Source organism: Streptococcus sp. 20925_1_24 (assembly GCF_041432335.1).
Taxonomy (GTDB): domain Bacteria; phylum Bacillota; class Bacilli; order Lactobacillales; family Streptococcaceae; genus Streptococcus; species Streptococcus mitis_BM.
Genome location: NZ_JAPVZM010000001.1, coordinates 180,142 through 200,145, shown reverse-complemented (window position 1 = coordinate 200,145; position 20,004 = coordinate 180,142). Strand labels below are relative to the sequence as shown.

The window sequence follows — 20,004 nt, the reverse complement described above, 5'->3', positions numbered from 1 at the left end:
GAAAAAGATTGAAGAAATTTGTCCAAGTCGACTTTTTCTTCAATCTAATTTTACTTATTTTAATAAGTCCCTTCTTCACCTTGACTAGTCAAGATAACAGGTCCATCTTTCGTAATCACGAATTGGTGTTCATATTGGCAAGATAGGCCACCATCAATGGTCTTATGGGCCCAGCCAGTCTTCATATCTGTATCAATTTCCCAGTCACCTGTATTGATCATTGGTTCAATAGTCAAGACCATTCCTTCACGAAGACGTAGTCCTCGACCTGCAATACCATAGTTAGGAACCATTGGTTCTTCGTGCATGGTTGGGCCAACACCATGACCAACCAAATCACGCACTACACCGTAACCACGGCTTTCAGCGTATTCTTGAATAGCCGCACCGATATCACCAATACGATTTCCAACAACAGCTTGCTCAATCCCCTTGTACATAGCTTCTTTGGTTACATCCATCAGATTTTTCACTTCTTCGGACGGTGTACCAACAGCATAAGCCCAACATGAGTCTGCAAGACCACCAGCATAGCTCTGAGTGTATTTCTTCATTTGTTCAACATTGTTGAAGTTTAATTTTGAGACATTCAGGTCAGATTTAGCAATTGGACCTCCCAAAACCATGTCAACCTTGAGCAAATCACCATCTTTCAAAATATAGTGACGAGGGAAAGCGTGAGCAACTTCATCATTAAGAGAGCAGCAGGTAGCATAAGGATAGTCCATCATGGCACCATCAACCCCAATCTGAAGTGGAAGGAAATTTTCTTCCTTGCAACGACGTCGGACATACTCTTCAACTTCCCACATATCTACGCCAGGCTTAATCAAATCACGTAAGCCGATATGAATACTTGCTAGAAAATCTCCAGCCTTGTCCATAGCTTCGATTTCACGAGCTGATTTTAATGTTATCATCTTTTCTCCTAGTTTCTAATTAATTTTAACAGTCACATTTGCCTTTGAAACAATCTGATGACCATGATAAATATCGTAATCAATAATAGCTGACCGTCTAGTATGGTGGATAATGCGTGCTTGAATGCGCAGTATATCATCTATCTGAACAGCCTGCAAAAAGTAGATCAGCATTTGTTCGATGATGAGATTGCGACCACTATTCACAACTAAATCTTGGGTCATATGAGTCAGTATCTCTGCCAATACACCATTAGCCAAAACACCATTTTTCTCAAGCATAAAGGGTTCCACTGTAATGACGACTTCATCATGGTGATAAGCGAGTTTTTGACCAATCTGCTCAGAAAAAGTCGGTAGAGCCGAAACTTGGGAACGGCTCATCTTCTCCATGACATCTCGTCGCGTCACAACTCCAAGCAAGGTTTGATTATTTCGAACAACCGGTACCATTTCAAAGTCTTCTGCGATCATCCGTTGACTCACATTGGCAATATTTGTCGATAATCCAACTAAAAATAGACTACGAGACATGACCTTATCAATTGTGGTACTTGGTGACTTATCACCAGCGTCTCTCATAGTTACAACTCCAACAACAATCTGGTGTTGATTGATAACTGGGAAACGGCTACTACGATTCTTACGTACCAAGTCCAAATAATCTTTAACTGTATCTGTCTCTCTCAGAAAACCATATTCATGACTCGGACGATAAAGTTTCTCAACTGTCAGAATATCAGTCTTGATTTGGACATTTGACAAGGCTTTATTGATCATGGTCGCGACAGTAAAAGTATCATGCTTACTTCTCAGAACAGGAATCCCTTTTTGATTGGCCAGTTTAAGCACATCATCATGAACATGAAATCCTCCTGTCACAAGAACAGCATTTTCATTTTCAAGTGCTAACAGTTGGATACGGGTACGGTCTCCGACAATCAAGAGCCCCCCATCGTGAAGGTAAGACAAGATATTTTGTTCAGTCATGGCACCAATTGAAAACTTACTAAATTCTCTCTCTAAACCTTCTTGCCCAGCCAAAACCTCAGAAGAAGTCACTTCTGCAATTTCAGCAAAAGTTAATCTTTCAATCACAACTTTCTGGGATTTAACACGGATAGTACCACTTCTTGGGCGGGTCTCCACAATTCCACGATTTTCAGCTTCTTTGATAGCACGATAGGCCGTTCCATCACTGACTCCCAGATGGTTGGAAATACTACGAACACTCACCCTTTTACCTACTGGTAATTCCTCCAAATAGCTTAGAATTTCCTGATGCTTACTCATTGAATTCTCCTTTTACATACCGAAATTCAAGATAATCCCGCATTTTTCTTGTGTAGCGATCACTTCCCTTAAACTGACGGAACAAACTAAATCCAGACTTAAGAGCAACTCTTTGGCTAGCTTCATTTTCAAGGTGGGTAATGATAGATAATTGTTTTAAGCCAAATTCCTCAAAAGAAAGCTGACAAATTTTTCTAACAACCTCTGTCATAAATCCTTGCGACCAAGCATCTTTTCTCAAAAAATAGCCAAGCTCAGCTTCTTTTTTGATTTCATCTAACTTCTCAAATTTAATAGAACCAATCATTTGTTGATTTTTCTGGTCACAAATTGCCCACACTCCCAAAGGGGACTTCATAAAGTAATTGGCCAGTGCATATTGACTTTCTTCCAGACTTGCCTGCGTTGGGAAAATAAATTGAAGATTTTCTGGATTTGAAGCTATCTCGTGGAAGTCTTGACTATCACTAAAAAAGAAAGGACGCAAATACAAGCGATCCGTTTCAAAAAAAGAAAACATTGCTAATTTGGTCCAAATATTCATAAACACCTCTACGGTTTAATCCTCAACAAGTGTAATATCCGCTCCTAGATTACGTAATTTTTCGATAATATCAGAATAACCACGTAAGATAAACTCGATATTGGTAATTTCAGTTTGTCCCTCGGCCATCAAACCAGCAATAACTAAAGCTGCACCAGCTCTCAGGTCAGTTGCTTTAACACTTGCCCCACGCAAATCACATCCACCTGTGTACAAAATATGACCATTTGTTGTCGAAATGTCCGCATCCATCTTTGCTAGTTCAAAAACATGATTTACACGCTTTTCGTAAATCGTATCAACAATTGTACCACGACCATTCGCTCTTAGTAAAAGTGGGGTAATCGGTTGTTGCAAATCAGTTGCAAAGCCTGGGTAAGGAGCTGTCTTAATATTGATTGCTTTCAAATTAGACTGCTCTTCGACAAAAATGCTGTCTTCAGATACAGTCATTCTCACTCCCATTTCTTCCAGCTTAGCAATAAATCCTTCTAGGTGTTCGTAAAGAACATTATTTATACGAATCCCCTTGCCGACTGCAGCAGCTAAGGAAATATAGGTTCCAGCTTCGATACGGTCTGGAATCACCTGATGACGGGTTCCGTGTAATCTTTCAACACCATCAATAATGATGATATTAGTTCCTGCACCGCGGATATGGGCTCCCATATTATTCAAGAGGGTAGCTACATCAATAATTTCAGGTTCACGGGCTGCATTTTCAATAATGGTACGACCATTTGCTTTAACTGCAGCAATCATCGTATTAATCGTCGCACCCACACTAACCGTATCCATGTAAATACTTGCACCATGAAGTCCTGTATCTTTAGCAGATAACTTCATGTTATCTCCCTCGTAGCTAACAGTGGCCCCCATAGCTTCAAAAGCCTTAAGGTGTAGGTCAATCGGACGAGGACCAAGATCACATCCTCCCGGTAGACCAACTGTCGCTTCACCAAAACGGCCTAAGAGGCTCCCATAAAAATAGTAAGATGCACGAAGACTGTTAATTTTACCATAAGGCATTGGAATATTTTGAACACCTCTTGGATCAATCTCCAAGACATCATCATAACGCTTAACAGTAGCTCCCATCAATTCCATAATTTCGACAAGACTGGCTACATCCGAAATATCTGGAACACAATCCAAAGTCACCACATCATCAGCCAATATGATAGCTGGAATTAAGGCCACAACGCTATTTTTAGCACCACTAATAGTGATTTCACCTTGTAGTGGTAATCCACCATTGATAACAATTTTTCTCATTCTAAGTTTTCAATACTCTTTCAAGATTTCTAATAAGGTCTTTAAAATAAAGTATATCATAAATTTATCCTTTTTTCCATCCTTTTCACTTTTATTGGATAGTAATCAATAAATCGGATTAAGTTGAAAGGTTGAGTCTATATTTTATGCAACATTTTTTGATACTAAAAAGAGCCTGAATTAAAAATTATAAAATACCCCAAAAATTAGATTTTCTATGTCTAACTTTTGAGGTATCGTTCAACTATAAGAGATAATAGTCTTTTGGGATATTTATAGCAAGAAGAAATCAAAAACAACTCATGTCTGTGTCACCTTACAGATAATCTACTACTTACCTTCTCATCTCTATATTCAATTGCAAATAGTCGTATTTAGTTGATTCAGAACAAACTTCCGAGTTTTTTTATTAAGCATTGGAAGTGAGTTCTTTTTGATTCTCGTTCAGCAGGTTTTAAGACTTGTCCTATCCAGATAATATCTTTTCTGCAACCCACAATGACTAACAAATAGCTTTTCTTTACTCTACTACCGCTTCAGCGATTTCTTCACGGCTAATGCCAGCAAAGTAGCGTGTAATATCAATTGTTTCTAGCGCCTTAAGGACGTCTTCGCGTTCGTATTTGACGCCACGAAGGACATCTTCTACAGCTACAACGTCTTCGATACCAAAGAAGTCACCGTAAATCTTGATGTCTTGGATTTTTGATTCGACAACATTAGCAAAGACTTCGACCTTACCACTGGTGAATTTTGTTCCACGACGGACGTTAAATTCAGGTGATTTACCATAGTTCCAGTCCCAAGTTCCAAACTTAGTATCCTTGATGCGATTGATTTCAGCCAATTCTTCCTCAGAAAAAACGTATTCTGTCATCTCTGGATACTCTTTTTTCATGTATTCCAATAGCAAATCACGGAATTCTTCGACTGTGATTTTTTCTGGCAATTCATTGACAATATTGGTTACACGAGCACGGACGGATTTCACACCTTTTGACTCAAATTTGTCCTTTGAAACCTTGAGGGCATTAGCAAGGACTGACAAATCAACGTCAAAGAGCAAGCAACCGTGGTGCATGATACGACCGTTGATATAGGCTTGAGCATTGCCACAGAATTTCTTTCCATCAATCTCTAAGTCATTACGGCCTGTGAACTCAGCTTTAACCCCAAGTTGAGCCAAAGTATTGATAACTGGAGTTGAGAAGCTCTTGAAGTCAAAAGCCTTGTTTTCATCTTCTTTTGAAATGATCGTGTAGTTGAGGTTATTTAAATCGTGGTAAACAGCTCCACCACCGCTGATACGGCGGACCACCTCAATACCATTTTCTCGAACATAATCACGGTTGATTTCTTCGATGGTATTCTGGTGACGACCAACAATGATAGATGGCTTGTTAATCCAAAGTAGGAAGATTTGATCCTCATCCAAAAGGTGTTTAAAGGCATATTCTTCCAAGGCAATATTAAAGGCAGTGTCGTTTGAATGATTGATAATATATTTCATGATATCCCTTTATACGATAGAGACTGGAAAGATATTTTCCAGTCTATTCTATCTTTCTTTTATTTTTTCTTAGGTGAGTGGATGGCCATTCCTAAAACATCCGCAAATGCTTCGTACATCACTTCAGAGTAGGTTGGGTGTCCGTGGATAGTCTTCAGCATTTCTTCAACAGTAATTTCCATTTCGATAATGCTTGATGCTTCATTGATCAATTCTGCAGCTGCAGGACCTATGATATGAACACCAAGGATTTCCCCGTATTTCTTATCTGCGATGACTTTAACGAAACCTTGAGCTGCATCTGAGGCAATGGCACGACCATTAGCAGCAAAGTTGAACTTACCGATGGCAACATCGTATTTCTCACGAGCTTGTTCTTCTGTCAAACCTACTGCTGCTACTTCAGGAAGAGTGTAGATGGCTGCGGGAGTCAAGTTCAATTTGGCAACAGCGTGGTTTCCTTTAAGGGCATTTTCAGCGGCAACTTCACCCATGCGGAAGGCTGCGTGAGCCAACATCTTAGTACCGTTGATGTCACCTGGTGCGTAGATACCTGGAACAGAAGTTTCCATGTATTCGTTGACCTTGATGCGACCACGATCCAATTCAAACTCAACATCACCAATACCTTCAAGATCCGGAACACGACCGATTGAAAGGAGAGCTTTGCTTGCGATAATATCGTCTTTTCCTTCAACCTTGATACGAAGTTTGCCATCTTCTTCAATAATTTCTTGCAGTTTAGTACCAGTCAAGATGGTCATTCCTTTACGTTCAAGAATCAAGCGAAGGTTCTTAGATACTTCCGCATCCATTGCTGGGACAATGCGATCCATCATTTCGATAACAGTTACTTTTGAACCGAATGTCATGAAGGCTTGACCAAGCTCGATACCGACAACCCCACCACCAATGATAACGAGACTTTCTGGAACTTCGTTCATTTCAAGAATATCGTCACTGGTCATGACAAGTGAAGATTCCATACCAGGAACGTTGATTTTGCTGACTTTTGAACCACCAGCTAGGATGATTTTCTTGGTTTCAAGCAATTCAGAACCATTTACCAAGACATTCTTGTCTTTAGTAATCGTACCAATTCCTTTATGAACAGTAACTCCGTAGCTACGAAGAAGTCCTGCAACACCACCAACAAGAGTATTAACAACTTTAGATTTAGTTTCTAAAAGTTTTTCCATATCAACAGTGAAGTTTGGATTTTCGATTACGATACCACGGTTTGCGGCATGACCGATGTTTTCGATAATTTCAGCGTTGTGAAGATAGGTCTTAGTTGGGATACAGCCACGGTTCAAGCAGGTTCCACCAAGTTCAGATTTCTCAACAAGGGCAACCTTACCGCCGAGTTGGGCAGCTTTGATGGCTGCAACATAACCAGCAGGACCTCCACCAATCAAAACGATATCAAAAGCATCATCGCTCTTACCATCATCGTTTGAGGCACTTGCTGCAGGTGCTGGGCTAGCTTCTGGCGATGCGGCTCCAGCTGTTGGGATGTTTTCCCCCTCTTCACCAAGGTAACCGATAACTTCCGTTACAGGGACAGTTTCACCATCTCCTTTGAGGATAGCGATCAAGTAACCGTCTTCTTCTGCTTCCAATTCCATGCTGACTTTGTCAGTCATGATTTCCAAAAGGATTTCTCCTTCTTTTACAAATTCTCCGACTTTTTTATTCCATTGGACGATTTGTCCTTCTGTCATATCCACGCCGGCTTTTGGCATAATTACTTCTAAGGCCATGTCTTCCTTCCTTTATCTATATCTTAAAAATGAATACTCTTGCTCTTAAATCAACATTGAGATTGGATTTTCAATCAATTCTTTCAAGTCCTTCATAAACTTAGCACCAGCCATACCATCTACGACACGGTGGTCGATGGTTAATCCTAGGCTCATGATAGGGCGAATCACAATTTCACCATTAACGACAACTGGCTTCTCGATTGTCGAACTGACGCCAAGGATAGCTGAGTTTGGTTGGTTGATGATCGGACCAAAGGACTGAACGCCAAACATTCCCAAATTACTGATTGTGAATGTTGAATTTTGAAGTTCACTTGGAGCCAATTTACCGTCCAAGGTACGACCAATGACATCCTTGAAGGCTACAACCAGTTCTGAAAGACTCATCTTCTCAGCATTGTAAACAACAGGTGTCATCAATCCATTATCCATCCCAACTGCCATGGCAAGATTGACATAGTTGTGAGTGATAATAGTCTTGCCATCTTCTGTCAATGAAGCGTTGATATAAGGATGCTTCATCAAGGTTTTCACAACAGCAAGTGAAAGGAGGTCTGTTACAGTAGTCTTCTTCCCAGTTGCTTCCATGATTGGCTCAAGAACCTTCTTACGAAGAGACAACATTTCAGTCATATCAACTTCATAGTTAAGCGTGAAGGTTGGAGCAGTTAGGTAAGATTCAACCATACGTTGGGCAATCACCTTACGCATTGGTGTCATTGGAATACGCTCAATCTCACCATAAGGAGTGATATTATCAGGAACTTCTTCCACTTTTTCAATCTGAGCAGGAGACTTGATGGTCTCGTTTTCAATATTTTCAGGAAGCAAGGCCAAAACATCCTTCTTCATGATTTTACCACGATGACCAGTTCCTTGGATTTCCTGCCAAGCAATGTTATGTTCGAGGGCAATTCGTTTTGCAAGTGGCGAAATGCGAACCACGTTTGTGTCTTTATAAGTTTCCACGTCTTCTTTGTGGACACGACCGTTTGCACCTGAGCCAGAAACGTCGTAGAGGTTGATCCCTAAATCATCCGCTAACTTTCTAGCTGCAGGAGTCGCTCTTAGCTTGTCATCAGCCATGACCTCTCCAATTCTATACTAAGATGTTAAGGACGAAGAGGGCAATGAAAAAATAGGAGATTGACGATGTGTTCGATGAACACAAGGAAATCTATCTTTTTTTCGCAGACCTCCGTCCGAATTCAATTACATGATGCAAAGGGCGTTTAAAAGCGACCGAAAAATAGGAAATCAACGTAGACCTCGATGAAGTTAAGGAGATTAATCTTTTTCCGAGCTTTTAGCCCGTGCTCAACTCTACAAGTAACTTGAACACGAAACGCGTCTCAAGTTACTACGGTTGCCGCTATTTGGCGGTCAACCTTGTAGACTTACTAATTCATTCGTCGAATATTATCGATTCGACTCACTCATGTCGCAACTCTTCAAATCATTTGAATACAAAACATATCTCAAGTTACTAAAGTTAAAACCTCTAAAACATTACATGATTTAATTTATGTAATTCTATTCTTTGTTATATGTTTTACGGATTGCATTTTTGATGCTTTCAACGGTTGGAATCATTGCATTTTCTAGATTTTGTGCATAAGGCATTGGCACATCTTCTCCTGCACAACGGCGGATTGGTGCATCTAGATAGTCAAATGCTTCTGATTCTGAAATAATAGCTGAAATCTCACCGATATAGCCACTTGTTTTATGGGCGTCGTTAACCAGAACAACCTTACCAGTCTTCTTAACTGAGTTAATGATAATATCCTTATCAAGCGGTACAAGGGTACGTGGGTCAACAATTTCAACTGAAATTCCTTCTTCTGCCAATTCTTCAGCAGCTTGAACCACACGGCGAAGCATTTTTCCGTAAGTAACAACTGTTACATCTGTACCTTCACGTTTGATTTCCCCGACACCAAGTGGAATTGTGTAGTCTGGATCAACTGGAACTTCCCCTTTTTGGTTAAATTCTGACTTGTACTCAAGAATGATAACAGGGTTGTTATCACGGATAGAAGACTTGAGCAGTCCTTTCATGTCCGCAGGCGTACCTGGTGCTACAACTTTAAGTCCAGGAATGTGAGTGAACCAAGACTCTAGAGATTGTGAGTGCTGAGCGGCAGAACCTACCCCATTACCAGCTGCGCATCGAACAGTCATTGGAACCTGACCTTTACCACCAAACATGTAACGAGTTTTAGCAGCTTGGTTGACGATATTGTCCATGGCAATAACCGAGAAGTCCATGAAGGTCATATCAACGATTGGACGAAGTCCTGTCATGGCTGCTCCTGCTGCTGCTCCAGAGATGGCAGCTTCAGAAATCGGACAGTCACGAACACGTTCTGGGCCAAATTCTTCAAGCATTCCGACAGAAGTACCGAAGTCTCCTCCAAAGACACCGACATCTTCTCCCATCAAGAACACATTTTCATCGCGACGCATTTCCTCAGACATAGCAAGGATAATGGTGTCACGGAAGGACATTGTTTTTGTTTCCATTTTATCTCTTTCTCCTTAGTCTGCGTAAATATCTTCAAAGGCTGATTCAAGCGGTGGGAATGGACTTTCTTCCGCAAATTTAACAGAAGCTTCTACTGCTTCCTTGACTTGCGCTTGAATTTCTTCCAATTCTGTAGCACTTGCAATGTTATTTTCAATAAGGTGCTTGCGAAGATTTTCAATTGGGTCTTTTTGTTTCCACAGTTCCACTTCTTCACGTGTACGATATTTACCAGGGTCAGATGATGAGTGACCAAGCCAGCGATAAGTAACACTTTCAATCAATACAGGCCCATTGCCACCACGAACATGATCTACAGCTTTCTTAAATCCTTCATAAACGTCGATGACATTGTTTCCATCTTCGATGAACATTCCAGGAATTCCATAAGCAGCGCTACGTTGATGGATATGCTCCACATTAGTCATTTTCTTGATATCCGCAGAGATTCCATAACCGTTGTTAATGCAATAGAAAATGACTGGCAGGTTCCAGATAGAAGCCATGTTCACTGCTTCGTGGAAAACACCTTCATTGGTCGCACCATCTCCAAAGAAGCAGACAACGATTTTACCGGTATTTTGCATTTGCTGACTGAGGGCTGCACCAACAGCGATCCCCATACCACCACCTACGATACCATTGGCACCAAGGTTACCAGCATCAAGGTCGGCGATATGCATAGAACCACCTTTTCCTTTACAGGTTCCAGTGTATTTACCAAGGATTTCAGCCATCATTCCGTTGAGGTCAATTCCTTTGGCAATGGCTTGCCCGTGTCCACGGTGGTTTGAGGTAATTAGATCATCTGGATTGAGAGCTAACATAGCACCCACGTTAGCTGCCTCTTCTCCAACAGAAAAGTGCGTCATTCCTGGCACTTTCCCTTTCTTTACTAATTGTGCAATTTTTAAGTCCATGCGACGGATTTCTTCCATCTTACGGAACATTTCTAGCAAAAGATTTTTATCTAAAGTTGACATCTTCTTGCCTTTCTAACTTTCTTCTTACCTTACTATTTTACCGTTTTTGACAAATACTGTCAAAGTTTTTCTAAAAGAAATTTCACAAAATAAAAAAGAAAACCCCATGAAAACAAGGGATTTTCTCATTAAGAATATTTTTTCACAAACTTTTTATCGTTTAGATTTTGCTAAAGATTCAAATCTTTTCATAATCACTGTCAAACGCCAACGGTAGAGAACGCCACTCACGATTAGACTAATAATCAAACCAATCCAGTAAGAATAAGCTCCAAAATCCGTTAGAGAGTCGAATATCATAGCTACTGGGAGTGTCACCCCCCAGTAACCAACCAAACCAAGGTAAAAAGGAATAACTGTATCCTTATAACCCCGTAAAATTCCCTGAAGCGGTGCCGCAAAGGTATCTGCCAACTGGAAGAAGAGGCTGTAAGTCAAAAAACGCGCTGTCAAATTGATAAATTCTGGATCGTTACCATAAAGACTGGCCACATTTCCTCTAAAAATGTAAAGAAAGGATAAGGTGAATCCTGCAAAAATGAGGGCAGTCCATCTTCCTAAACTAATATAGGTTTTCGCATCATCAAATCTCTTGGCTCCCACTTCATAGGAAACAACAATAGCCATAGCCGATGAAATACTCATAGGAAAGGCGTACATGAGAGTTGAAAAGTTCATAGCTGACTGGTGACTAGCGATAATCAAGGATGAGAACTTAGCCATAATCAAGCCAACCACGGAAAAGATAGCCACTTCCGCAAAGACAGTCCCCCCAATAGGTAGACCTAGTCGAACTCCTTCCTTGATTTTATCCATATTAAGCGGAATTCGTCTTTCAAGATGTAGGGCTTTGAGCTTCTCCTGTTTAAATAAAACCAGAACAGAAATTCCCAACAAGACCCAGTAGGCCAAGGATGTTCCTAAACCAGCACCAGCCCCTCCCAGCTCTGGAACTCCAAAGGCACCGAAAATCAAGAGATAGTTAAATCCACTATTGAGAGGGAGTAACAAAAGCATGAGATACATAGATAGTTTGGTCAAGCCCAGCGAATCCAGCAAGGAACGAATGACACTAAAAAGTAATAGGGGGATAATTCCGATAGATAAAAACCAGAGATAGCGAACCGCTACTGCCGACACTGGTGCTTCTAGTCCAATATGATTCAAGATTGGTGGTGCCAAGAAAAGTACCATCCCCAGCAAGAGCACAGATAGACCCAAGGCCAGATAGATGAACTGGTAAAAATCAGACGCAACCTCTTCCTTTTTGCCTCGCCCAAGATGGTGACCAATGATGGGCACCAAGGCTGACACAATCCCTGTTAGAAAGGCAAAGAAGGGATTCCAGATACTAGTTGCCATAGATACACCAGCCAAGTCCATGGTATTGTATTTGCCAGTCATAGTCGTATCAACAAATGAGGCAGAATAATTTGCAAATTGATAAATCAAGATAGGGAAAAATATCTTTAAAAATAAGATAAACTTGTCTTTAAAATGATGGGTTTGGTACATATAGGCTCTCTATTCTTTTTGTTTACAGAGCAGACTCCCACCTAGTTTTGATAGACGATTTGTCCCTTACAGATGGTATATTTAACCTGCCCTTTTAAGGTTTCACCGATGAATGGTGAATTAGCTGCCTTCGAAGCAAAATGGGAGTCCACAAGGCGGTCAGCCTTAGCATCGAAAATAGTGATATCTGCTGGGCCATTCTCAGCTAAATAACCTGCTTCAAAGTTGTAAAGCTTGGCTGGGTTGTATGTCATCTTTTCGAGCAATTCCATCAAACTTAACTCACCAGCTTCGACCAAATAAGTCAATCCGAGAGAAAGAGATGTTTCCAAACCTGTCATGCCAGATGGTGCTTTGGTGATATCCTCAACATTTTTTTCATCTGCATGGTGAGGCGCATGGTCAGTCGCTATAACTGTGATGACGCCTGATTTAAGACCTTCGATCACAGCACGACGGTCTGATTCCAAACGAAGTGGAGGATTCATCTTAGCATTGCTTCCTTGTGTCAAAAGGAGCGCTTCGGTCTTAGAAAAATGCTGTGGCGCTACTTCTGCTGTGATTTGCGCTCCCAATCCTTGAGCAAACTCCACTACTTTAACACTTTCTTCCTTAGACAAATGCTGAATATGGACATGAGCCTTAGTTGCATAGGCAATCATGACATCACGCGCCATCATAGCATACTCAGCTACCCCAGTTGCACCACAGATATGGAAATGTTCTTTAGCAATATTTTCGTTAAACCCAAGAATCCCATTCAAACCTGGATCTTCCTCATGAAGACTAATAAAGGTATTAAGCTTTTTAGCTTCCTCCATGGCTTCCTTGACAACTTTACTGCTTTCAAGAGGAATACCGTCGTCTGAGAAACCAACCGCACCAGCTTCTAAAAGTGCCTTAAAGTCAGTCAAATCTTGCCCATTAAAGTTTTTAGTAATGGTCGCAACCGTCTTAACATTGATTTTTTCCTTGGCAGCAGATTGAAGAACTTCTTGCAAAGTCTCCACGTCTGAAATGGTTGGACTGGTATTAGCCATCATGACGACAGTAGTAAAACCACCTACAGTGGCTGCTAGGGCACCAGTATGAATGTCTTCTTTATGTGTTTGTCCCGGTTCACGGAAATGAACATGGATATCGACCAAGCCAGGAGCAACTACAAGACCAGTAGCATCAATTATCTCTGCTCCTTCTTCCTTGACCTCAGGCGCAATTTTGACAATTTTCCCATCTTGGACTAAGACATCACACACTTGATCCAAACCAGACTTGGGATCCATTACACGACCATTTTTGATTAGTAGCATCTGCTTTCTCCTTTATTCATAGAAATCAACTTGAGTATCCAACAATTTATCCCCATCATAAACAAACTTGGCTGAAAAGAAGGGTTTATCCTCTAAAAGCCACTCAACAAAGGTATGGTCACCTTCCCAAGTCGGCTTGCTCAAAACCTCATCATAGGGAACCCATTCTAGCGTTCCCTCGTTGCAGTCAATCAAGTCACCCTCGAACTCCGTCACTTTAAAAACATAGGTGTACCAGTCTAAATCTGGCGTAAATTCAGGAAAAGTGATAACACCTTTTAGAACTGGCTTGGCTTTGAGCCCTGTTTCTTCAAGGATTTCACGCGCCGCGCATTCCTGGGGCGTCTCTCCTCTCTCTAGCTTACCACCCACACCAATCCATTTCCCTTCATGGACATCATTAGGCTTCTTATTACGATGGAGCATGAGCAGTTCTTTTCCGTTATCAATGTAGCAAATCGTCGCTAACTGAGGCATATTTTCTCCTTATCTAAGCCAATCGATTGGCTCTTGTCCTGTCTCTTTTAAGAATGTATTGGCCTTGGAAAAAGGCTTGGAACCCCAAAATCCTCTGTAAACCGATAAAGGACTGGGATGGGCTGATTCGATAATCAAGTGATGAGGATTGGTAACTAAGGCCTTCTTCTTACGTGCATAAGCTCCCCAGAGTACAAAAACGACTGGTCTATCTAGATGATTGACCACCTGAATCACAGCATCCGTAAAAGGCTCCCATATCTGACCAGCATGACCATTGGCCTGTCCAGCAGGAACTGTCAAACAAGCATTAAGAAGCAAGACTCCTTGCTCAGCCCAAGCTGTCAAATCATGAGATTTCTTAACCCCGATATCATCTGACAATTCTTTCAAGATATTTTGCAAGGATGGCGGAGCTGGGATAGAGTCAGGTACAGAAAAACTCAAACCCTGCGCTTGACCTGGCCCGTGATAGGGATCTTGCCCTAGAATCACCACCTTAACTTCTTCAAGCGGTGTTGTCAAGAGAGCCTGAAAAACCTTTTCCTTGGGTGGATAAATAGTCCCCTGAGCATAGACCTGCTCCATAAACTGATTAATTTTCCCAAAATAACCCTCAGGTAATTGCGCCTTAATCAAAGCATGCCAAGACGAGTGTTCCATAGCCGACTCCTTCGTTTTTACTGCCTCTATTATAGCAAAAAGTGGCTATGGAAACCACTTTTTACAGTTTATCTAAACAATCCAGCAAGTCGTTGTAAGAATGGACTTCGTAGGTTGGCTGGGCTTGTGTGGGATTTTCGAGGTGATGAGGATTGTACCAAATAGTGTCAATCCCCGCATTATTGCCACCTTGAATGTCGGCGGTTAGAGAGTCTCCAATCATCAGCGTCTTTTCTTTGCTAAAACCTGCAATCTGTTGGCCAATTTTTTCATAAAAGAGAGCATCCGGTTTTTGTGTTTGCAACTGTTCAGAGATAAAGACTTGATTGAAATAAGGTGCTAGACCAGACTGAGCCAAACGCCCTGTCTGAATGGCAGTAATGCCATTTGTCGCAGCATTTAGCTCATAATCTCGCTCGATGAGGTTGTCTAAGAGTTCATGAGCGCCTGAAAAAGTTTGTCCCTGTTGAGCGAGGTAAAATTGGTAACGCTGGGCTAGAAAACTACCATCTTTTTCCTGTCCAAAGTGAGCAAATAGACGAGAAAAGCGCGTGTTAACCAGCTCTTGTTTACTGATTTTCTTTTGCTCCAAGTCCTTCCAGAGAGCCTTGTTCATAGGAACATAATAGTCTTTATAATCCTGAATGTCTGTAACCCCTTCTTCTTTTAAGAGTTGAGTCAAAGCCACATCCTCAGCAGCATCAAAATCAAGAAGAGTGTGATCAAGGTCGAAAAGTAGAAATTTGTAGGACAATTTAGTGTTTTCCTTTCTAAGATAAACAACTTTCACTTCAGCCAGCTGTTTAATGTAAAAACTTAAAAGTAGTATAGTATCACAAAGAATAATAGTTCTAATGGATTAACTAACCCATACTATTCTAGTCAAGTTTATTTTTATTGTAGAAAAATCTCCTATAAATTCGAGCAATAGTCAACATAAATACGGAGACTACCCCTATAATAGTTAAAACTGATTTTCCTACCCCTGTTTCAGCATTTATTATGTAAGTGTGAAATAAAGGTGCTAGACCTAGCAAAACATATAAAATGTAGAAAGCTAATTTTATCTCTCCGATACCAGCAAAAAAATGTTTCATTTTAAATATCCCAATTTTACCTTTCATCTTTATAATCCACTAACAGATCTATTGACTTCTCATTTTTTTGAATAATCTTGACAGCAAATTTACTCCACTTAATGCCACTAAAACTTCAATGGGCAAAAAATAGTAATCCCATATCAAATGAGAAATCAGCAATGTTAGAAATAGTATACAGTCAATATAACTATTCTGAAAATACTCTGTAATTACATAATACAAAAACACCACAACCATCAAAATTAAAACAACCATCATAATACTATCATCCTGTTCTTCTCACTAACGCTATTTCCAAAATTTAATTTTTTTATGACTTAGTAATGCAATTCCAATTAGCAATACACCTAAAATAAATAAAAGTATCTCCCAAAATTTATTCTCAGTTTTAATAAAAGGTATAAGATACATACTAATCAATATGGAACTTGCCCCTAAAAGAGCAGATGCCACTCTGACTTTATCAGTTAGTTTAAACATGTTGAGTCTCCCATAAAATAATCAATGGCTACGTTTACTGTAACATTCCTCCGTCTTTATGTAGAGATAATCCCCCATCAAGACACCTCATCTCTTCTTACTCAATAGCAACATAATTATTTGGTGATACGAGTTTCATAAGATTTCTCCTCTTTAACGTTGCATGGTTAGGATAGTTCTCTAATCAGTAATCGTCGACTGCGTTTAAAGCACTTTGTTACCTAGATAAGATATCCTTTCTCTACCTGATTTGATTTTAAAGAGAAGTAAGATTTAACCTTATTTATCTTATTTCTTATTTTTAAATAACTTATACTCTTTTTCTCTGATAAAGGGAAGTGAGAAATTAGAAAAAATTAGTAGAATTGAAAATAGGTATCCATCTTTTTGCATTGCTAAAACATAGCCTAAAAATATATAGACAATCAAATCTAGTACAAAAAGAGAAAATATTCTCCTTTTCATCATCTCACTTGAATTAAAGATTCTATTTAATAGAACCTTTATCGTAGTATCTACACAAATTTTTATCAAAAAGATAAGAGCAAATACACGATTAGCAACTGTACCATGAAGAATAAATGGAAATATAGTTAATATAAAACTAGAAATCTCTAAATATTTTATCCAAGGAGATTGAGACATCTTACTTTTAAACTGACTGATTTTCCTATATTCACTAGCTAATCTAGTATCAAAATCTCTACCAATTTTATTAAAGATTAAGAACTCCAGGATAAAAATACTTATTAATACGAAATAAGTAGAAACGTTTCCTGGGAAATATTTATTGATTAAAATCGGGAAACTCATTAACAGAATCGAATTTATGGCTAGGCAGATAGATACTATTTTATTTTTCACTGAATATATAGGGAGCGATACTATCGAATAGAGAAACGCTAAAAAAATAAGCAAGAAATACTCTGTGCTGCTAATTAGCGGCGCCCTTAATGATAAAAATAGATAGGCACCCCACACGATGATATGCGCTTTACGAATTGACTCTAGATTACTCATCTACCTACTCCTAATATGTAAAGGGAATCCATTTTTAGTTTACATTCTCTTTCAAACAAGTCATAAGCATTTTATGATATTTCCTTCTTCTACATTAGGTAAAGTTGAAATACATTTTTTGCAAGTGAAAATATAATTGTTATTAAAAATCCCAAAAAGATCTATCCTTCTTCTAGACCTAAACCAAGTCAGATTAAAGCTACAAATATAATGATAAGGCTTTCTTTTACTTTAGACTACCATAAAACAAGGAATCTTTCAACAAAATTCATTGGCAAACTACTATTCTAGAAGATTGACAGCCCAAATCTTTCAGAATAGAACAATCCTAACTATCGAATATCCCGACTTTATAAATATCCATGTAATTCTAGATCTAGAATTCCTATAAACTAAATGTTTTCGCACTCTTCTAAGCCATTGATCGCCTTAAATGTTAATTTTTGAAGGATTCTAAAGCTAGAATAGTTCTATCACAATCAGCTTTGAATGATGAACAATTTAGAAACTCTATGATTCTACTCCTTTTACATTAAAAAGGAACTACATAAAGCAATCCCTTTCTGATTTTGAAATTATTTACTTAAAATTTGATAGTTGAGATAATCAATAGCCCACCTATAAAAAAAGTTATAGTAAAATTCCTTATTTATTGATTTCAAGCTCCGTCAACTGTGTTTGAATAACTGATAGTTCTGCACCAGCCTGAAGAAGAGCTGCTGCAGTATAGGCTCCTTCTACAATTGGAACCCTGTTGATGATGATACTCTTATCACTGAAATCAGCCACCATTTCTAAGTTCATTTTAGCAGAGCCGAGGTCAAAAAAAGCTAATAAAGTATCTGCTGGATTTTCAAAAACAACCCTGTCTACTTGATCAAAACTCGTTCCAATTCCTCCATCTTCGGTTCCTCCTACATAAGTAATCGGAACATCTTTAGCTACTTCACTAATTAGTTCAACGACACCTTGTGCAATGTGTTTGGAATGTGAAACGATAACAAGACCAATACTTCCCATTAAACCACCCCAGTTTCTAAAAGAGCAGTAAAGAGTAATCCTGATGAAAATGACCCAGGATCAATATGTCCAAGAGAACGTTCTCCTACATAAGATGCCCTTCCTTTAGTTGCAAGTAAATCTTTGGTAGCATTCACTACCTCATCAATAATCTCATGAGTCAATTGACCAGCAGACAAGGCAGCAATAACGGGAGTCCAAACGTCAACCATTGTCTTCTCTCCAACTTCTGCTTTCCCACGTTTGACAATCATATCCAGACCACTTTGTAAGGTTTCTTCTAATTTTGAATGAGAATCAGCCTTGGCCATGCCCATAAAAGCAGAGCCATACAAGGGACCAGAAGCACCGCCTACCTTACTCAGTAGTTGCATTGAGACAAGTTTAAAGACATCACTGCTGGTCTCAAATTGCTTTCCTTCTAAGTTTTCCATAACTGCAACCATTCCACGCGCCATATTTCCACCGTGGTCTCCATCTCCTATAGGAGTGTCTAGCTCACTAAGATAATCTTTCTGTTCTTGAATCTTTTCATTAAAAAGCTTCATCCATTCAAGAGCTTGTTCAGCATTCATTCGACATTTCCTCCTTGAGTTTTACCAAGCTGATGTTGTAACAGGTGCATTTAAAGCATCCAACCACTCATCATCTGCCAATCGAATCAATGTCAATGACAAACCAGCCATATCGATTGAAGTCATATAGTTTCCAATTTTCTTAAATGCCAACTCAACACCTTTTTCATGGAGTAATTTAGCCACATCATTTGCAAATACATATTGCTCCATCAGAGGGGTGCTTCCTAAACCATTGATGAGAAGGCCATAGCGTTCACCAGCCTTAAGTTGGAAACCTTCAGATAGTTTTTCAACCAATTCTGAGGCCAATTGTGCTGAAGGTTGCATTTTCTCTTTTTTATATCCTGGCTCACCGTGAATACCAACACCATATTCAAATTCATCATCTTCTAGAACAAATCCTGGTTTACCAACTTCAGGAACAGTTGCTCCAGACAAGGCCAGCCCAATTGTTTTAATTTCTAAGACAAGTTTATCAGCCAGTTCCTTCATTTCAGATAAAGATTTACCAGAACGAGCCGCATCACCCAAAATTTTATGGACTAATATAGTACCAGCAACACCGCGGCGACCTTGGGTATAGAGACTATTTTCAACAGCAATATCATCATCGACTACAACACTTGCTACATCAATACCTTCCATTTCAGCAAGTTCTTGTGCAATTTCAAAGTTCATGATGTCTCCAGAATAGTTCTTGATAACCATGAAAACTCCAGCACCTTCATCAGCTGCCTTAATGGCTTCTAAAATTTGATCCGGAGTAGGTGAAGTAAAGACTGCTCCACAAATAGCAGCAGACAACATTCCATCTCCTACAAATCCAGCATGACTTGGTTCATGTCCTGAGCCTCCACCTGAAATGAGCCCAACTTTCCCTGTCTTTTCTACCTTTCTAACGATGACATCAAAACCATCTAACCGTTCTACCAAGTCATCATGCATAAATGACAAGCCCTGCAACATTTCATCAACAACTTGTGTCGGTTCATTTATAATTTTTTTCATGAGAAACTCCTTTCG

The 20,004-nt window shown here is 39.6% G+C and carries 21 protein-coding genes; all 21 read right to left on the bottom strand.

Going from position 1 to position 20,004, the window contains the following annotated elements:
- Positions 1–59: 59 nt before the first annotated feature.
- The 21 genes from O3650_RS00990 to dhaK all read right to left on the bottom strand — a co-directional run bounded on the left by O3650_RS00990 (position 60) and on the right by dhaK (position 19,989).
- On the bottom strand, positions 60–920 hold the full coding sequence (locus O3650_RS00990) for a methionyl aminopeptidase (RefSeq protein ID WP_261063745.1): 861 nt from the start codon (positions 918–920) through the stop codon (positions 60–62).
- A gap of 15 nt (positions 921–935) precedes the next feature.
- Complete coding sequence (spxR, locus tag O3650_RS00985) at positions 936–2,213, bottom strand: CBS-HotDog domain-containing transcription factor SpxR (RefSeq protein WP_371491341.1); 1,278 nt, start codon at positions 2,211–2,213, stop codon at positions 936–938.
- Positions 2,206–2,757, bottom strand: coding sequence for a GNAT family N-acetyltransferase (locus O3650_RS00980; protein ID WP_001028727.1), 552 nt, complete (start codon positions 2,755–2,757; stop codon positions 2,206–2,208). Before O3650_RS00980 ends, spxR begins: the two co-directional genes overlap by 8 nt.
- Before the next feature lie 15 nt (positions 2,758–2,772).
- Entirely contained in the window at positions 2,773–4,032 is a 1,260-nt protein-coding gene (locus O3650_RS00975) for a UDP-N-acetylglucosamine 1-carboxyvinyltransferase (RefSeq protein WP_203175434.1), read from the bottom strand.
- A gap of 520 nt (positions 4,033–4,552) precedes the next feature.
- The gene (locus O3650_RS00970; RefSeq protein ID WP_203175435.1) at positions 4,553–5,542 is read right to left on the bottom strand and encodes a lipoate--protein ligase; all 990 of its coding nucleotides are present in this window, start codon (positions 5,540–5,542) and stop codon (positions 4,553–4,555) included.
- A 59-nt stretch (positions 5,543–5,601) separates the two neighbouring features.
- Positions 5,602–7,305 carry a dihydrolipoyl dehydrogenase gene (gene lpdA, locus O3650_RS00965; protein WP_203175436.1) on the bottom strand — a complete coding sequence of 568 codons (1,704 nt, stop codon included), beginning with the start codon at positions 7,303–7,305 and terminating at the stop codon, positions 5,602–5,604.
- A gap of 45 nt (positions 7,306–7,350) precedes the next feature.
- Positions 7,351–8,394, bottom strand: coding sequence for a dihydrolipoamide acetyltransferase (locus O3650_RS00960; RefSeq protein WP_203175438.1), 1,044 nt, complete (start codon positions 8,392–8,394; stop codon positions 7,351–7,353).
- 447 nt (positions 8,395–8,841) lie between these two features.
- On the bottom strand, positions 8,842–9,834 hold the full coding sequence (locus O3650_RS00955; RefSeq protein ID WP_153193762.1) for an alpha-ketoacid dehydrogenase subunit beta: 993 nt from the start codon (positions 9,832–9,834) through the stop codon (positions 8,842–8,844).
- 15 nt (positions 9,835–9,849) lie between these two features.
- Positions 9,850–10,818 (bottom strand): thiamine pyrophosphate-dependent dehydrogenase E1 component subunit alpha, encoded by a 969-nt coding sequence (locus O3650_RS00950; protein ID WP_173277774.1) that lies wholly within the window; start codon positions 10,816–10,818, stop codon positions 9,850–9,852.
- 153 nt (positions 10,819–10,971) lie between these two features.
- The gene (locus tag O3650_RS00945; RefSeq protein WP_261084041.1) at positions 10,972–12,333 is read right to left on the bottom strand and encodes an MATE family efflux transporter; all 1,362 of its coding nucleotides are present in this window, start codon (positions 12,331–12,333) and stop codon (positions 10,972–10,974) included.
- A 41-nt stretch (positions 12,334–12,374) separates the two neighbouring features.
- Positions 12,375–13,643 carry a dihydroorotase gene (locus tag O3650_RS00940; protein WP_261084048.1) on the bottom strand — a complete coding sequence of 423 codons (1,269 nt, stop codon included), beginning with the start codon at positions 13,641–13,643 and terminating at the stop codon, positions 12,375–12,377.
- 12 nt (positions 13,644–13,655) lie between these two features.
- The gene (locus tag O3650_RS00935; protein WP_001135768.1) at positions 13,656–14,120 is read right to left on the bottom strand and encodes an 8-oxo-dGTP diphosphatase; all 465 of its coding nucleotides are present in this window, start codon (positions 14,118–14,120) and stop codon (positions 13,656–13,658) included.
- A 9-nt stretch (positions 14,121–14,129) separates the two neighbouring features.
- Positions 14,130–14,783 carry a uracil-DNA glycosylase gene (locus O3650_RS00930; protein ID WP_261084052.1) on the bottom strand — a complete coding sequence of 218 codons (654 nt, stop codon included), beginning with the start codon at positions 14,781–14,783 and terminating at the stop codon, positions 14,130–14,132.
- A gap of 61 nt (positions 14,784–14,844) precedes the next feature.
- Positions 14,845–15,537 carry a YjjG family noncanonical pyrimidine nucleotidase gene (locus tag O3650_RS00925; protein WP_060805546.1) on the bottom strand — a complete coding sequence of 231 codons (693 nt, stop codon included), beginning with the start codon at positions 15,535–15,537 and terminating at the stop codon, positions 14,845–14,847.
- Between the two features lie 124 nt (positions 15,538–15,661).
- The gene (locus tag O3650_RS00920) at positions 15,662–15,880 is read right to left on the bottom strand and encodes a hypothetical protein (protein ID WP_060805583.1); all 219 of its coding nucleotides are present in this window, start codon (positions 15,878–15,880) and stop codon (positions 15,662–15,664) included.
- Between the two features lie 48 nt (positions 15,881–15,928).
- Positions 15,929–16,141, bottom strand: coding sequence for a hypothetical protein (locus O3650_RS00915; protein ID WP_033688775.1), 213 nt, complete (start codon positions 16,139–16,141; stop codon positions 15,929–15,931).
- Between the two features lie 30 nt (positions 16,142–16,171).
- Complete coding sequence (locus O3650_RS00910; RefSeq protein WP_060805547.1) at positions 16,172–16,363, bottom strand: hypothetical protein; 192 nt, start codon at positions 16,361–16,363, stop codon at positions 16,172–16,174.
- A 288-nt stretch (positions 16,364–16,651) separates the two neighbouring features.
- Positions 16,652–17,383 (bottom strand): hypothetical protein, encoded by a 732-nt coding sequence (locus O3650_RS00905; RefSeq protein ID WP_060805548.1) that lies wholly within the window; start codon positions 17,381–17,383, stop codon positions 16,652–16,654.
- A gap of 645 nt (positions 17,384–18,028) precedes the next feature.
- A complete protein-coding gene (gene dhaM / locus O3650_RS00900) occupies positions 18,029–18,403 on the bottom strand; it encodes a dihydroxyacetone kinase phosphoryl donor subunit DhaM (protein ID WP_060805549.1) in 375 nt (124 codons plus the stop codon).
- Positions 18,403–18,978, bottom strand: coding sequence for a dihydroxyacetone kinase subunit DhaL (gene dhaL, locus O3650_RS00895; protein ID WP_261084062.1), 576 nt, complete (start codon positions 18,976–18,978; stop codon positions 18,403–18,405). The genes dhaM and dhaL overlap by 1 nt, the downstream gene beginning before the upstream one ends.
- Positions 18,979–18,999: 21 nt before the next feature.
- On the bottom strand, positions 19,000–19,989 hold the full coding sequence (dhaK, locus tag O3650_RS00890; RefSeq protein WP_101776695.1) for a dihydroxyacetone kinase subunit DhaK: 990 nt from the start codon (positions 19,987–19,989) through the stop codon (positions 19,000–19,002).
- Between the last annotated feature and the right edge of the window lie 15 nt (positions 19,990–20,004).